Origin of the sequence: Streptomyces sp. NPDC015171 (genome assembly GCF_043079545.1) — a bacterium.
Lineage (GTDB): Bacteria > Actinomycetota > Actinomycetes > Streptomycetales > Streptomycetaceae > Streptomyces.
Window position 1 is genome coordinate 389,282 of record NZ_JBIBUO010000007.1, and the last position, 15,167, is coordinate 404,448.

Sequence of the window (15,167 nt, forward strand, 5' to 3'; positions counted from 1 at the left end):
GTCAGGTCCTCTCGTACGTCGGCAGGCGGAGTCCGAACAGGGGCGCGTAGTCCGCCAGCCGCTCGCGGACCTCGTCGACGGTCAGGTCCGTCTCCTCGGCGGCCAGCTGGACGTGGTCGGCGTCGACGTCACCGGACAGCGCGGGTTCCCGTCCGGTGAGCCGGGCGGTGAGCAGGATGACGTCCCGCCAGTCCGGGACGCGGTCGCAGTCGGGCTCGGGGAAGGGGATGTCGAGCCCGACGCGGGTGAACGGCCCGAGTCGGCGGTAGGTCTCCCGCAGCCCGCTCCCGAGCCGCCCCGCCGCTGTGACGAGGGCGAGGGGGGTGAGCGTCCAGGATTCGTCGAGGGAGGGCTGGAGGAGGGCGTGTTCGGCGGCGCGGTCGCGTTCGCCGCGCTCGGCGGGCGGTTCGCAGCCCGGGGGCACGGGCACGGTGGGGGCGCCGAGGGAGCGGTAGGCGTTGAGGGTGGCGGCGGCGGTGGGGAGGTCGGTGGCGCTGCTGTCCGCGTAGGTGACGAGGTCGTGCAGTGATATGCGGTTGCGCCAGTTTCCGGTGCTGCACAGGGCGTTACGCACCGCGCGGTCCGGTTTCATCTCCGCGACGTCCTCGGGAACCGCGGCAACGTCGAAGCCGTAGGCGGCCACCTGCTCCCACACACGCAGAGCGGCGGTGCCGAGGCGCTCGCCCATGTCCGCGGCCAGCGACACCAGAGAGGCGAGTTCCACCCGTGCGTCCCGCCCGATCCGCGCCGGCACGCTGAGTCCCGGGCTCAGCGTGCCGAGCGGGATGCCGCGCCGCCACAGGCCCCGGGGCCGCACGGCGAGGGGCTCGGCCAGCCAGGCCCGGACCGCTTCGACCGCCCGGCGTTCCACCAGGCCCGCGTCCGCCAGCGCTTCGACCCCGGCGACGTGCTGCTGCCCCGAGGCGTGGTCCTCCTCCAGCTCCTCCATCGTCCCCAGCACGCTCCAGGCGGGAACCGGCGATACGCCGCGGGCGCCGCCGTCCTCCTTCCCGCCTGTCGCGGCCCTCGGCGCCGGAAGCCGTCCGCACCAGGGGGGCGGCAGGAACGGAGCGAGCGGGCCCGGGTCCGTGGCCTCCACGCCCAGCGGGCCCGCCCATTCGGCCAGCCAGCTCGCTGTCTCCCCCACCGTCTGCTTGCGCCGGGCGGCCAGCCTGACCAGATGCAGCAGACCGGTCGGGCCCGGCTTGAGGAAGGGCGGCTGGGCGTCCAGGTCACGGCTGAGGGCGACGAGCTGCGCCTCGTCGAGGGTGCACGGCAACCTCGGTTCGACAAGTCGGTAACCGAGCGGTTCGAAGCGGCGCACGACCGCCTCGATCTCCGCGGGCGGGATCCCCGTCTGCTCCGCCCGATAGGCGACCTCCACCGCCCGGACGGAGCCCGAGAACGGCAGGGGGTCGCGCTGCATGAAGCCCGTGCTCGCGTCCTCGTACAGCAGGACGCGGCGTTCTCGCGCATCCACGCGATGAGCCGCGAATTCCTTGAGGTCCGGCGGCGGGGGAATCGACGGATCGAGGCTCGACAGTTGGTGGAACAGCTCTGCCAGGGTTCCGAGGCTCACCTTCTCGCCGGCCGAGAGCCGCACCATCGCCCGCCGCATGGCGCCGTACTCACCCTCTCCGTCCTCGTGCCAGCCGCCTCGGTCCCGCACGCGGAACTCCTCGTACAGCGTGGCCGCCAGACGGCTGGGAACGACGTCGGTCAAGGCGCGGATGTCCACCGCCTCCGGAACCCGCACGCCGGTGATGGCGTACCGGCGCTGCCGGCCGGTCGCCTCCCGCAGCGAATGTCCCGTAGCCGCGGCGGCGCGCAACGGCCCCAGGAAGGACCCGTCCGGATCCCTGCGGAACAGCGCCGCGTCCAGGGGCTCGGGCCGGGGGAAGCCCCCCTTCCGGACGATCGGCTCCTGGTGACGCCGTACGCCCAGGACGCTGTGGCGCCATGCCTCGAAGAAGAGGGAGTCCAGCGTCGTCCGCCGCGTGTCCTCTTTGAGCATGCCCTCGTCGACGGGCAGACAGCCGACATCCCGCAGCGGCAGCTGCGACCGCTGCGTGGCCCACTCCTCCACCCGGGTCCGCGACCGGGGCGGCACCGACACGATCACGTCGTGCGTCATCAGCTGACCGAGGACCTCCTCAGCGAGCCTCGGCCAGGAGTCGGCGAGAGTCCACAGCCACTCCAGCGGAAACGGCCGCCACGCCGAGCCGACCAGCGCCGGGATGGCCTCCTTGAGATCCTCCTCGACGCGCTGTTGGTCGTATCCGAGGATGCGGTTGCGGTCCACGCTCAGTTCCGGGCGGTGCCTCCCCCGGAGGTTCACCACATAGCCCTCGGGGCGTTCGGCGTCCGAGACCAGCAGGCCGTCCGCCAGCAGCATGCCGGTGCCCTGGACCCACCAGACCCCCTCGGTGCCCTCGATGCGCTCGCTGGGCAGGAAGGCGTCTCCGTACAGTTCGCCCGGGTGCCAGACCGCCGGGTCGCCGTCGAACTCGGTCGCGCTCACCGACACCGGGGTGCACAGCAGGAACTCCCGCAACGCCTCGATCAGGGAAGGGCGTTGCTCGTCCGTCTCCTCGGGCGCGTCGTGCAGGTAGAGCCGGACCCGGGTGCCGCCGCCCTCCAGCTCCCGCTGCTCCCGGCTGAGGTGCATCAGCCCCGAGCCGGCGGTGACGCTGGCCCGGTGGCCGTCGGCGCGGGCGAGGTGGCCGGACATGTCGACCGGCCGGGTGGTCACCTCGACCTCCTCGGCCAGCATGAAGTAGCTGAAGACACCGATGCCGAACCGGCTGTTGAGTTCCGTGGTGATGCCGCGCCGGCGCCACCGGCGCATCTCCCGCATGCGGGCCGAGGACTGCTCGGAGCGGCGGCCGGCCTGGGCGAACAGGTCCCGCAGCTCCTCGGCCGTCATCCCGACGCCGTTGTCCTCGCACTGGATGTACATCCGGCCGGTGTCCGGGTCGATGCCCTGGGTGAAGACGATGCGGCACCCGGCGAGCTGCTCGCGCTCGGTCTGGCCGGCGCTCTGCCGCTCCTCCCGGTCGTAGCGGCGCCGGGCCTGGCGCACCCGGCAGGCGTCGAGGGCGTTCTGGTACAGCTCGCGCACCGCCAGCATGCGGTCCCCGTAGAGCTGGGTGCCCATGATGAGCGGCTTGACCTCGTCCTCGGCCAGCCGGAACCGGGGCGGCGGCTTGTCGAACCCGCCGCTCCTGGGCATCAGCCCCTCGGTCTTGACCAGCTGCGGCAGGCCGAAGAGGAGGTCGCCGGAGCGCAGGGTGCCCTGCTCGCGCCGGGTCACCTCCAGCGCCGCGACGATGCGGGCGGCGAGCCGGTCGAGCGCCGTGAACAGGGCCGCGCCGCTGCACTTGAACACCAGCCGCCAGTAGGTGCCCGCCGGATGGGCCGGGGCGGCGGGCCGGCCGGTCCACTCGCCGGTGGCGGGAAGGAAGCCGTCGTTCGCCTCGATCTCGCCGATGATGCCCCGCGGCCGGATCTGGGTGGGCTCCCGGGGGCCGAGGTGGTCGATGAGCACGCCGTCGAGCATGCGCGGGTCGATGGCGAGGAGCCCGGCGAGATGCAGCAGCGTGGCCAGTTCGCGCGGGCGCCAGCTCCACCGCTCCGCCTCCCCGCACAGGTAGGCGCACAGGCCGTGCGCGGAGTCCCAGGGGGTGCCGTCGGGCGCGACCGCGTCGGCCGGGGTGCCCGTGCCCAGCTGGGCGACGACCTTGACGACGGAATGCCGCAGCTCGCCCCGCTCATGGGTGCCCAGCGTGAGGCCGGCGGCGCTCTCCGCCGCCTGCACCAGCAGGTCGACCGCGGCGCGCAGGCTGTCCAGCTCGGCGTCCCCGCGCGGTTCCCACAGCAGGTCCCAGTCGGCGAGGAAGCGGTGCCGCAGCCAGTGCTCGGCGCCGATGGCGTCGGTCGTGTGCCCGCGGCGCAGCAGCGTCCGCCGGGTCGCCTCGATCTGCCGGTGGGCCCGCCGTACATCGCCCATGTCGCGGTCGAGATGGGCGGCGAAGCTGTCCTCGGGCAGCTCCCGCGCGGTGGCGCTGTCGTCCGGACCGTCGCCGTAGAGGGTGCGGAGCGCGGCGAGGCCGCAGGACAGCGCGGCCTCGCGCAGGAACGGCGTGCCCAGGAGCACCACGGTCTCGATCAGGCTGAGCCGGGCGCCGGAGGCGGCGACGAGGTGGCCGAGCCGTTCGATCAGCCGCTGCGGGACGAGCGGGTCGTCCCACGGGTCGGTGCCGGACTCGCGCAGCCTGCGGATGGCGACGGTCTTCGCGACGACCGCCGCGAGGTGCTCCTTGGCCCGGTTGTGCTGGGCGGGTGTGCCCTCGGTCAGCTCCCACAGGTGCGACCGCAGGACGGCGTCGGTCCAGGGACCGGCGGAGGGTATCGCCTCGCACAGCGCCACCTCGGCGTGGCTGCCGCCGGTCCGGTCGCTGCCGAGCCACCGGTGGCCGGGCCTGGGCGGTCTGCTGTACCGGTAGTTCGCCGCCAGTTCCCCGGCGCGCTCCTCCACGCTCCGGATCACCTGGCCGAACGTGCGCGCCGACGACTCCGGGACCAGGCTCTCGCCGAGGGCCTTGCCCAGGACGCTGCCGGCGTCGGCGTGCCCGAGGGCCTCCTCGCCGGGGGCGCAGGCGCTGAGCAGGACGACGTTGTCCCAGCTGCGGCTGATCTTCATCCCGTCGAAGCTCGCCGGCGGGGTGTCCCCGCTGCTCCGGCAGGCGTCGAAGCAGAGCAGCACGGTGGCGCTGGAGCGCAGGGGGGCGAGCAGTTCGTCGGGCACGATCTCGATGAGCCCGTGCGGGCCCAGGGTGCGTTCGCCGTCCGGTCCCCACCGGGCACGGACGTCACTGGGCACGAGGTAGTCGGTCTCGCCGAAGCGGACGCCGTGGCCGGAGAAGTAGACGAGGCCGACGTCGCCGTCCCGGCAGGAGTTCAGGAACCGGCCGAGCTGGTCGCGGATGTTGCCCTCGCCGGTGGTCTCCTCCTCGTCGAGCACGGTCACGTGCTCCGACTGGTAGCCGCTGCGCAGCAGGGCGGTGCGCAGCGTCGCGGTGTCCTTCACCGTGAAGGGCAGGCTCGGGAAGTCGGCGCTCAGCTCCGGCACCTGCTCCAGCTGCGGATACGCGGGCACCCCGATCAGCAGCGCCCGCCGTAGCCCGTCACTCATCGTGCTCGTACCCCCCGTTGCCTCAAGCGAGTTGACGCCCCGTCACGGCATGGAGCGCGATTATCGCAGACCAGGGTCCCTTGACGCGGGCGAACCGGGATGCACGAGCCGCCCGTGCGCGATGAGGGACGCGGCCTGTTTCAGGCGGCGGACGCGGATGCTGACCTCGTAGGCGTCGATGCCGGGCAGCGGGGCGAGACGGGTCGTGAGGTAGTGGTAGAAGTCCTCGGGGTCGCGGCAGATGACGCTGAGCATCAGGTTGTGCCGGCCGCTGATCGCGCCGGCGAAGGCGACCTCGGGATGCGCGGCGAGCTCCCGGCCCACCGCCCGCAGCCGGGCCGGGGCGACGCGGAGCCAGAGGGTGGCGTTCAGGTGGTGGCCGAGCCGCTCCGGCAGCAGGTCGACGTCGTAGACGAGGGTGCCCGAGGACTCCAGGGCGGCCAGCCTGCGGGTGACGCGGGCGACGCTCCAGCCGGTGCGTTCGGCGAGGCGGGTGTGGGTGGTGCGGCCGTCCTCGGCGAGCGCGGCGAGCAGCGGGGCGTCCTCGTCGGCGGGGGCGCGGGGGGATCCGGCCGGGGGCGGGGGGCGGTCGCCGGTCAGGCGCAGCCGCTCCTCGGGGGTGAGTCCGGGGCCGTAGCCGGTCCAGTCGGGGGTGCCGGCCGGGTCGGTCGGCTCCAGGAACGGGTGGATCAGCAGGTCGATGGTGATGTCCAGAACGGCGGCCGAGCGGGGCAGCCGGCGCAGCAGGGCGTCGCCGCCACGGCCGTCGGGGCCGGTGTCGAAGGGCGCCCGGATCGTGCAGATGATCTCCGAGCCGCCGGAGGACAGGTTGGCGTAGGCGATGTCGGGGCGGCGGGCGAGGGACTCGGCGAGCGGCTCGACCCGGTCCGGGCGGCAGCGGATCCGGGCCACCCACTGCGCCCTGCCGTGCACGGCGGGGTCGACCAGGCCCACCACCCGCAGCACGCCGTCCCGGCGCAGGGCCTGGTAGCGGCGGGCCACGGTCTGCTCGGAGACGCCCACCGCCTCGCCGATCCGGCGGAACGACGCCCGGGGCGCGCACTGGAGGGCGTGGAGGATTCTCGCGTCGGTCGGCGGCAACATGGGCGGATTCTCGCACTTCTGGGCGGGATTCCGGAGGTTTCTCGGCGGAACGGACGAGCGGATCGGGGATCCGGACCGCAACCGCGGATCCTTTCAACGGCCGTACGGCCCTCCTTCCTCCCTCCCTCCTCCCTCCCTCTCCCTCGCTCCACCCTCCCGGGGCCCCGCCCCGACGACCAGAACCCGGAGACCCCTCCTGTGAACGCCCTCACCCCGGCGCCCGGGGCGGCGGGCCGGCGTACGGCCACGCTCGTCATGGCCTGCCTCGGCGTGTTCGTCGCCTATCTGCCCGTCACCACCGTCGCGGTCAGCCTGCCCGCGATCCAGCGGGCCCTGCACGCGACCACCGCCCAACTGTCATGGGTCCAGGACGCGTTCGTCCTGCCCATGGCCGCGTTCATCCTCACCGCCGGTGTCTTCGGCGACGTCCACGGCCGCAAGCGGGTCTTCCAGGCGGGGCTGCTCTGCTGTGCGGCGGGCGCGGCGGTCGCGCTGTGCGCGGACGACATCCACACCCTGTGGACGGGGCAGGCGCTGGCCGGTCTCGGTGCCGCCGCGCTGCTGCCCACCACGCTCGCCCTGATCAGCCATGCGATACCCGACCCGCGCGAGCGCGGCAAGTTCATCGGCCTGTGGGCCACCGCCCTGCTCGCCGCGCTGGCCGTCGGCCCGCTGGCGGCCGGCCTGATCCTGGAGCACGCCTCCTGGCGCTGGATCTATCTCGCCCCCGTACCCGTGGCCCTCCTCGTGCTGGTGATCGCCGCCCGGCTGCTGCCCGACTCCCGTGCCCCGCACGGCCGCAGGCTGGACTGGCCCGGCCAGATCACGGCGGCGGTGGCGGTGACCGCGCTGGTGTACGGCGTCATCGAGGGCGGCGCGGGCTCCTTCGGCGAGGCGCGGGTGGTCGGCGCGCTGGCGGTGGGCGCGGCGGGCGTCATCGCGTTCGTGCTGGCGGAGCGCCGCAGCGCGAGCCCCATGCTGGACCCGGCCCTGTTCCGCAGCGCGGGGTTCACCGCGACGGCGCTGGTGGCCGCGATCACCTTCCTCGGCCTGATCGGCTTCTTCTTCGTCCTGAGCCTCTACTTCGGCCTGGTCCAGCAGCTCGGCACGCTGGCCGCGGCCGGCCGGATCGTGCTCATCCCGCTGGCGGCGATCGCCGCGGGCGTCCCGGCGGGCCGGCTGCTGCACCGGATCTCCCCGCGCGTGCTGATCACCACCGGGCTGCTGCTGACCGCGTCGGCCCTGCTGTCCCTGACCACGCTCGACGCGGACACCTCGTACGCCTCCGTGGCCTGGCGTCTTGTGCTGCTGGGCCTCGGTATGGGCGCGGTCACCACGCCGATGACGGCGACGGCGGTGGCCTCGGTGCCGCACCGCCTGGCCGGTATGGCCTCGGCGGGCAACAACGCCTTCCGGCAGGTCGGCGCGGCCCTGGGACCGGCCGTCCTGGGTGCCCTGCTCACCTCCCGGGCCGTCGGCGCCCTGCCCGGTCATCTGGCGGACGCGGGGGTGCCCGAGGCCACCCGCCGCGCGGTGCTCGCGACCGCCGACTCGGGTGGCCTCGGCGCGGTCTCCGGGCTGCCGCTGGGTCCGGCGGCGGGGCGGGTGTACGACGCCCTCGGCGCGTCCCTGCTGGACGGCCTGCGCCTGTGCCTGCTGGTCGCCGCGGGCCTCGTCCTGCTGGCGGCGGCCTGCGCGGTGACGCTGCTGCGGACGCCGGGCCGCCCGAGCCCCCACGCGGCACCCGCGCAGGCGACGGACCAGGCGGCCCAAGGGGACCAAGCGGACCAGGCGGACCCGGCCGGCCGGAAGTCCGAGGCGCCCGTGCCCCGCTGAACGCCGGCCGGGGTCCGGGCGCCGGCGCCGGTGTCTGACCTCGGGTCAGTGGGCGGCGCCCGGCCCGGGGTCACTCCTCGTCGGTGGTCCGTACCGGGGTGGCTCTCCCGGCCTCGGGCCTCTCGGAGAGCTCGTTGCGCAGCAGCAGGACGTCACCGATGAAGAGGTCGTAGAGGAGGATGCCGATCGTGCCGCCGATCAGCGGGCCGACGATCGGGATCCACCAGTAGGCGCTGAACGAGCCGGCGACGCTCCCCGGGAACGCCAGACTGTCCCAGCCCGCCGCGTAGGTGAACAGGCGCGGCCCGAAGTCGCGGGCCGGGTTGATGGCGTAGCCCGCGTTGGCGCCGTAGGACATGCCGATGGCGGCGACGACCAGGCCCACGATGAAGGGCGCGAGGTTGGACTTCACGGCCTGGTTGCGCAGGTCGAGGACGGCGGCGATCAGCATGAGCAGGAACGCCGTACCGACGATCTGGTCGATCAGCGGGCCCCAGATGCCACCGTGGAAGTACGGGGCCGGGAACGTCGCGAAGATGGAGAACGTGGTGTTGGTGTGCCCGTTCACCTTCGGCCCCGTGACGGTCTGGTCGTAGGCGTCGATCGCGTTGTGGTAGACGAGGTAGACCAGCGCCGCCCCGGTGAGGGCGCCGGCGACCTGGGAGAACCAGTACGGCACGACCTTGGCCCAGGGGAACCCGCGGCGCACCGCCATCGCCAGGGTCACCGCCGGGTTGAGGTGGGCGCCGCTGACGCCGCCGGCGACGTAGACGCCGAGCATGACGGCGAACGCCCAGCCCCAGGTGACGAGCAGCCAGTCGCCGGCCGCGAGGAAGATCGTGGTGGCGGTCGCCGCCCGGCCCGAACCGGGCAGCGCGGCGACGGCCATCGCGACCACACCGCAGCCGAACGAGATGAGCACGAAGGTTCCGAGGAACTCCGCCAGGCACTCACCCACCAGGCCGCCCCGGCTTCTGAGGCGGGACGGCTTGATGAGCGCGGGGATGTCGACAGCCATGGAGGCCCCCTCTGAAGAGAGCAGTGCGGCCAATACGCTCATATTGGCCCACAAATCCACACTCCGCAGGGTGACTGCTCCGGGCGACCGCTCCCCCGTGGCTCCCCTTAACCGCTCGCCCCCGCACCGGCAACCCGGGCGCGGTTCGCGCGCCGTCAGCTGTCGAGGTCGTCCGCGTAGTGCCGGAATCCGTGCCGGTCCCGGTGCATGCCCCACAGGGTCTCCGCGAGCACGTCCGGGTCCTTGCGCACATGCCCGGCCGTGATCGCCCCCGGGATCACCAGCTGCGCCACATGGATGCCGTCCGGCGCGAGCCGGTCGTGCAGCAGATGGCCGTACGCGCTCTCCGCCGCGAAGGCGATCGAGGTGCCGGCCCGCTCGGGATGCGGTACGGCGGCGGAACCGCCGTTCACCAGGAGGATCGTCCCGCGCCCGAGCCGCCGCATCCCCGGCAGCACCTGCTGCACGGCGGCCACCGGACCGTACACGGAGAACTCGATCGGGCCCACCAGATCCCGGTACCCGGTGTCCAGCACGGGCCGCATGAAGTCCCGGTGCGGCACCGGGCTGTACTGGAGCACCTCGACGGTCCCCAGGGCCTCGGCGAGGGTGCCGAGCACCCCGGCCAGCTCCTCCGGGCGGCGCACATCGGCGGCGAACCCGTGCGCGGTGACGCCCTCGCCCGCCAGCGCGTCGATGATCACGTCGAGCCGGCCCCGGTCCCGGGCGACGAGCCCGACGGCGAAGCCCTCCCGCCCGAACCGCCGGGCGACTGCGGCCCCGAGCCCGGGCCCGGCTCCCACGATGGCGACACTGGTCATGCCCACCATCCGTACCGCACCGGCCGCCGCCTCACACCGGTTGCGGTGCCCCCGCCTGCCGCAGGCGCTCCACCAGCGCGCCGGTGACGGCCCGCACCGCGAAGGCGCCGGCGACGGCCGCCCCGACGACCGCCGCGTCACTCGCCAGCAGCGGCCACACCTCGGTGTAGGCACGGGCGATGATCTCGTCGGTCGAGTCGCGGGCCACGATCCCGACGCCGCTCAGCATGCCGATCACCCACAGCGTCCACCACACGTCGACGGAGACGGGCTGCCGCCGCCCCGGGACCGCGCGCCGGAAGGCGTCGACGACGATCCCCCGGGGGAACCACAGGTTGATGAGCGGGACGAACCAGCCGAGGTAGACCCAGAGCCCGGCGTACTTCGGCGGCTGCCCCGACAGGTCGCGCGCGATGTCCCGCACCCGCCACAGCCAGGCGATGAAGAGCAGCGCGCAGAGCACCACCGCGCCGCCGCCCAGCGCGGTGACGAAGTGGTACGAGTCCTCAAGGGCGTTGAGCGGGCGGTGCACCCCTTCCCCCTGGTCCGGCGGCCCCGCTGCCGGTTCCCCGGCCAGCGCCAGCCGCGCCTCCCACACTCCGCGCGCGATCCAGGCGGCCCCCGCGAGCAGCAGTCCCCCTGCGGCCAGCTGCCCCGACAGCTGGAGCGGCCGGCAGGAGGGCAGGAGCCCCCCGGCCTTGTCTATAAGTTCGGTCACCGGATCATGGTGCCGTACCCGGCCCGTCGCGCCCAGCCTGACCAGGCGTGTCACCGGACTCATCGGCACCCGCGGGCCGGCCGGGGGTGCGGGTCAGGCCATCCAGAAGAAGACGGCCGTCATGCGCTTCTCCTCCAGCGTGCGGCCCGAGTAGCCGGTCGCGCTGTGCACCAGGTTGGCGTGGTAGACGAGCAGCCGGTTGTACCTGTGCGGGACGCGGACGTCCTCCTCGAAGTGGTCCGCCGGGACGAACCGGGTGCCGAGGGCCTCGACGAGGTTGGTGTGCGGGGCCTGGACGATGTTGCCGCCGAGCCGGCCGCCGGGCAGCGACTGGCGGTAGAAGGCGGTACCGCAGTCCTTGGGTACGCCGGGGTTGAGGTAGAGCACGGCCGCGTACCGGCACAGGGCGCGCGAGTCGGAGTGCGGACGCGGCTCGCTCTCGCCCTCGCCGACGACCTGGACGCAGTTGTGGTTGAGGGTGCCGCCGCCGGGCGCCCGCTGCACCCACAGCTCCTTCGCCCCGGTCGCCTGCTTCACCAGCCGCTCCACCCGGGCCAGCTCGGCGGGTTCGAGTCCCGGCATGGCCCGCAGGCCCGGCCAGGTCTCGGAGGTGTACGGGTATCCCTCGACCCAGTCGTCCTTGGCCAGGCAGCGCCGGCGGACCGCGTCCGCGTCGGGCAGGACGTCGTCGAACACCCAGTAGTCGCGCCCCTTGGTGGGCTTGCGGTAGGGCAGGACGGGCAGCGCGGGGGAGGTGCGGGGCGGGGGCTGTGGGGGCATGCGGCGAATGTAGGCGCGGGCCCGGTCTGCCTTCTCCCGGGCAGAGGTCAATCTTCTGCCTGGGAGCGGCCAACCTTTGACCAACCGTCACCGGCGATTCTTTACCCGGCACCGGTGATACGAATCGCCGCCGCGCCCGTACTGCTGTGCGTCCGAACCGTCCCGCCGCCGTGCGGGACGGCTCCCCGACCGGGCAGGAGGCACGGTGCGCTTTTCGCGGAACGCGACGGGAACTCTCTTCGTGGGCGGTGCGATGGCCCTGACCCTCGCCGCGCTCGCCTATCCGGGCATGCTCGGACTGAGCACCGTCTCCAGCTCCCCGACCCGTGTCATCGCCAACACCCAGTGGGGTCCGCTGACCGAGTCCGACCGGGACTTCGTGGTGAAGGTGCGGGCGGCCGGGCTGTGGGAGTACCCGGTGGGGCAGATCGGGCTGCAGAAGGGCCAGTCGAAGGGGGTGCTCACGGCCAGCCAGCACCTGATCGACGGGCACTCGGCGCTCGACACCACCTGCCGCAAGATCGCGCCGATGCTGAACATCACGCTGCCCAACGTCGCCAGCCCCCAGCAGGAGGGCTTCGTCAGCCAGCTGAAGTCGGACAGCGGCAAGCAGTTCGACACCGACTTCGCCAACATCCTGCGGATGACGCACGGCTCGATCTTCAACACGGTCGCGAAGATCCGTTCCACCACGAAGAACTCGCTGGTGCGGGCCCTCGCCGACCAGGCCAACGACACCGTGCTCGACCACATCACCGTGATGGAGAAGACGGGTCTCGTCGACTTCGACCAGACCCTGTTCCAGCAGACCACTCCGCCGAAGCTGCCCGACTCCGACCTGACCCCGCCGCCCCCGGACGCCGGCCAGCCCGAGGTGGTGCTCACCCCGCCGCCGAACGCCACCTCCACACCGGTGGACATCAACGGCATCGCCGGCGGCCAGGACCCCGGGGCGGGCGCGGGCGCGAGCCCCGGTCCCACGGTGCGCTAGGCCAGCCACACCGTGGTGTCCGGCGGGAGCGATCCCCCGTCGGGCAGCGGTCCGCTGCTCAGCAGGACCTCGCCCGGCGGCAGCGGCACCGGCCCGGTGCCGAGGTTGGTGACGTTCCGCCAGGTCTCGGTGCGGGCGAAGTCCAGCACGTGCGCGGGCGCACCGGGTGTCCAGGCCAGCGTCTCGCCCTCCAGAAGCTTGCGGCGCAGCCGGAGCGCCGTGCGGTACAGCTCCAGCGTGGAGCCCTCGGTGCCGGCCTGGGCCTCGACGGCGTACGCGGCGAAGGACTCCGGCTGCGGCAGCCAGCCGGCGCCGGGCCCGAAGCCGTACGAGGGTCCGGTCCTCGTCCACGGCAGCGGCACCCGGCAGCCGTCGCGTCCCTTGCGGGTGTGCGCGGTCTGCTCCCAGATGGGGTCCTGGAGCACCTCGGCGGGCAGATCGGCGACCTCGGGCAGGCCCAGTTCCTCGCCCTGGTACAGATACGCCGAGCCGGGCAGCGCCAGCATCAGCAGGGTCGCGGCGCGGGCCCGGCGCAGCCCGGCCGCCGTGTCGAGCGCGGGTGCGGTGCCGCCGGACAGCAGCCAGGCACCCGGGTCGGTGCCGGGCGGCAGCAGGAGCCGGGAGGCGTGGCGGACGACGTCGTGGTTGGACAGCACCCAGGTCGCGGAGGCCCCGGCGACATGGGCGGTGGCCAGTGAGCCGGTGATGACCTCACGCAGCGCATCCGCGTCCCACGGGGCCTCCAGGTACTCGAAGTTGAAGGCCTGGCCCAGCTCGTCGGGGCGGGCGTAGAGGGCGCGGCGGACGGCCGGCACCCAGGCCTCGGCGACGGCGGTGCGCGGCGGGCTGTAGGCGTCGAACACCTTGCGCCAGTCGCGGTAGATCTCGTGGACCTCGTCCCGGTCCCAGTACGGGTGGCTGCCCGGCGCGACCCGCTCCAGCGCCTCCTCGCCGGTCGCGCCGATGCCGCCGACGTCCCGCAGCGGTTCGGCGAGGTCCTTGGCGAGGCCGTGGGCGACGTCGACGCGGAAGCCGTCGACGCCCCGGTCGGACCAGAAACGCAGGGTGGTGCGGTGGTCGGCGCGGACCTCCGGACTGTCCCAGTTGAGGTCGGGCTGTTCGGGGGCGAAGAGGTGGAGGTACCACTCGCCGTCGGCCACCCGCCGCCAGGCGCTGCCGCCGAACACCGACTGCCAGTCGGTCGGCGGGTGTTCGCCGTGCGCGCCCCGGCCCGGCCGGAAGACATAGCGCTCCCGGGCGGCGGAGCCGGGTCCGGCGCGCAGCGCCTCCTGGAACCAGGGGTGCAGATGGGAGGTGTGGTTGGGGACGATGTCCACGACGACCTTCAGACCGAGCCGGTGCGCCTCGGCGACCAGCGCGTCGAAGTCGTCCAGAGTGCCGAGGCGCTCGTCGACCCCGCGCGGGTCGATGACGTCGTAGCCGCCGTCGGCGAGTTCGGAGGGGTAGAAGGGGCTCAGCCACAGGGCGTCCACGCCGAGCGCGGCGAGGTGGTCGAGCCGCTCGGTGACGCCCTTGAGGTCGCCGAGCCCGTCGCCGTCGGCGTCGGCGAAGCTGCGCGGATAGACCTGGTAGATGACGGCCTGCCGCCACCAGTCGGGGTTCCTGGACGAAAGGTCTGCCATGGACAGACTCTGTCCACGGCGCCGGGAAGCGGAAACGTCCGGCCGCCGGCGTACGGCCGGACAGGGGAACGCCCTACCGCTCCACCGTCTCCAGGTACAGCTTCACGTACCGGTCGACGTCCACCTCCAGGGCCACGTCCACCAGGGGCCGGTCCCGGCCGCCCTCGTGGATCTCGGACTCGCCGGGGCGGGGGCGGCGGTCCACGATCGTCTGGCCGCGGGACGGGCCGGGGGCCAGGGAGACCTCCACGGGCAGCGGCCGGGTGGTGATGCCCTGCGGGTCGGCGACCGCGCACACCGCGCCCGCGTCGCCGAGGCCGCCCGCCTCCTCCGCCTCCGGCTCCTCGCCCTGGGTGGTCGGCCGGTGCGCGAGCAGGTCGCCGGCCAGGCGGGTGCCGGGCTCGGCGCTCGCACGCAGCCGGTGCACCTCGCCGGCGGGGACGACGACCCGCATGAAGACGTCGAGGCCGTACATCGTGATCGGCACCCCGGCCGTCAGCAGGATCGCCGCCGCCTCCGGGTCGTGCCACACGTTGAACTCGGCGACCGGCGTGGCGTTGCCGGTGGCGACGGCGCCGCCCATGAACACGATCCGCTCGATGTTCCGGGTCACCTCGGGGTGGGTGCGCAGCAGCAGGGCGATGTTGGTCAGGGGCGCGGTCGGGATCAGGGTGACCGGGCGCGGCGAGGCGAGGATCTCGCGACGCAGCAGGGTGACGGCGTCGACGGGCGCCGGGGCCCTGGTGGGCGCGGGCAGGCCCAGGTCGCCCATGCCGTCGGCGCCGTGCACGTGCCGGGCCGAGCGGGCCGGTTCCAGCAGGGGGCGCTCGGCGCCCCGGCCCACCGGGATGTCGGGGGCGCCCGCGAGCTCCAGCACGGTGAGGGTGTTGCGGACCACCCCGTCGACGTCGGTGTTCCCGGCCACGCAGGTCACCGCCCGCAGGTCGAGACCCGGGTGGCGGACGGCGAACAGCAGGGCCAGGGCGTCGTCGACACCCGTGTCGCAGTCGATGATCACGGGGATGGGCTGACCGGTCACGGCGGACTCCTTCCGTCGTGCCG

The 15,167-nt window shown here is 73.7% G+C and carries 10 protein-coding genes; 2 read left to right on the forward strand and 8 right to left on the reverse strand.

What is annotated here, in order from left to right:
- Position 1: 1 nt before the first annotated feature.
- Together ACF073_RS21935 and ACF073_RS21940 are read right to left on the reverse strand one after the other, a co-directional pair.
- Positions 2-5,194 (reverse strand): caspase family protein, encoded by a 5,193-nt coding sequence (locus ACF073_RS21935; RefSeq protein WP_392072374.1) that lies wholly within the window; start codon positions 5,192-5,194, stop codon positions 2-4.
- A gap of 60 nt (positions 5,195-5,254) precedes the next feature.
- Complete coding sequence (locus tag ACF073_RS21940; protein WP_392072376.1) at positions 5,255-6,298, reverse strand: Lrp/AsnC family transcriptional regulator; 1,044 nt, start codon at positions 6,296-6,298, stop codon at positions 5,255-5,257.
- 255 nt (positions 6,299-6,553) lie between these two features.
- On the opposite strand from ACF073_RS21940, the gene ACF073_RS21945 reads away from it, so the two are divergent.
- Positions 6,554-8,134 carry an MFS transporter gene (locus ACF073_RS21945; protein ID WP_392072479.1) on the forward strand — a complete coding sequence of 527 codons (1,581 nt, stop codon included), beginning with the start codon at positions 6,554-6,556 and terminating at the stop codon, positions 8,132-8,134.
- A gap of 70 nt (positions 8,135-8,204) precedes the next feature.
- Here the strand turns inward: ACF073_RS21945 and ACF073_RS21950 are convergent, their stop codons facing one another.
- The 4 genes from ACF073_RS21950 to ACF073_RS21965 form a co-directional block, all read right to left on the reverse strand.
- A complete protein-coding gene (locus ACF073_RS21950; protein WP_392072378.1) occupies positions 8,205-9,152 on the reverse strand; it encodes an MIP/aquaporin family protein in 948 nt (315 codons plus the stop codon).
- 155 nt (positions 9,153-9,307) lie between these two features.
- Complete coding sequence (locus tag ACF073_RS21955; protein WP_392072380.1) at positions 9,308-9,973, reverse strand: SDR family NAD(P)-dependent oxidoreductase; 666 nt, start codon at positions 9,971-9,973, stop codon at positions 9,308-9,310.
- Between the two features lie 31 nt (positions 9,974-10,004).
- Positions 10,005-10,691, reverse strand: a complete 687-nt coding sequence (locus ACF073_RS21960) for a DUF4328 domain-containing protein (protein WP_392072382.1) — start codon at positions 10,689-10,691, stop codon at positions 10,005-10,007.
- Positions 10,692-10,784: 93 nt separating this feature from the next.
- Complete coding sequence (locus ACF073_RS21965; RefSeq protein WP_392072384.1) at positions 10,785-11,471, reverse strand: DUF6445 family protein; 687 nt, start codon at positions 11,469-11,471, stop codon at positions 10,785-10,787.
- A 241-nt stretch (positions 11,472-11,712) separates the two neighbouring features.
- Between ACF073_RS21965 and ACF073_RS21970 the strand changes: the two genes are divergently transcribed.
- Positions 11,713-12,462, forward strand: coding sequence for a DUF4142 domain-containing protein (locus ACF073_RS21970; RefSeq protein WP_392072481.1), 750 nt, complete (start codon positions 11,713-11,715; stop codon positions 12,460-12,462).
- On the opposite strand, the gene ACF073_RS21975 is transcribed toward ACF073_RS21970, so the two are convergent.
- Positions 12,459-14,105 carry a glycoside hydrolase family 13 protein gene (locus tag ACF073_RS21975; protein WP_392072386.1) on the reverse strand — a complete coding sequence of 549 codons (1,647 nt, stop codon included), beginning with the start codon at positions 14,103-14,105 and terminating at the stop codon, positions 12,459-12,461. The two genes, ACF073_RS21970 and ACF073_RS21975, sit on opposite strands and share 4 nt — an antisense overlap.
- Positions 14,106-14,178: 73 nt before the next feature.
- Positions 14,179-15,144, reverse strand: coding sequence for a nucleoside hydrolase (locus tag ACF073_RS21980; RefSeq protein ID WP_392072388.1), 966 nt, complete (start codon positions 15,142-15,144; stop codon positions 14,179-14,181).
- Positions 15,145-15,167 lie beyond the last annotated feature (23 nt).

Coding starts and splice junctions, on each gene's coding strand:
- ACF073_RS21935 (WP_392072374.1), bottom strand. CDS start 5,194: ATGAGTGACGGGCTACGGCGGGCGCTGCTGATCGGGGTGCCCGCGTAT.
- ACF073_RS21955 (WP_392072380.1), bottom strand. CDS start 9,973: ATGACCAGTGTCGCCATCGTGGGAGCCGGGCCCGGGCTCGGGGCCGCA.
- ACF073_RS21950 (WP_392072378.1), bottom strand. CDS start 9,152: ATGGCTGTCGACATCCCCGCGCTCATCAAGCCGTCCCGCCTCAGAAGC.
- ACF073_RS21945 (WP_392072479.1), top strand. CDS start 6,554: ATGGCCTGCCTCGGCGTGTTCGTCGCCTATCTGCCCGTCACCACCGTC.
- ACF073_RS21940 (WP_392072376.1), bottom strand. CDS start 6,298: ATGTTGCCGCCGACCGACGCGAGAATCCTCCACGCCCTCCAGTGCGCG.
- ACF073_RS21965 (WP_392072384.1), bottom strand. CDS start 11,471: ATGCCCCCACAGCCCCCGCCCCGCACCTCCCCCGCGCTGCCCGTCCTG.
- ACF073_RS21975 (WP_392072386.1), bottom strand. CDS start 14,105: ATGGCAGACCTTTCGTCCAGGAACCCCGACTGGTGGCGGCAGGCCGTC.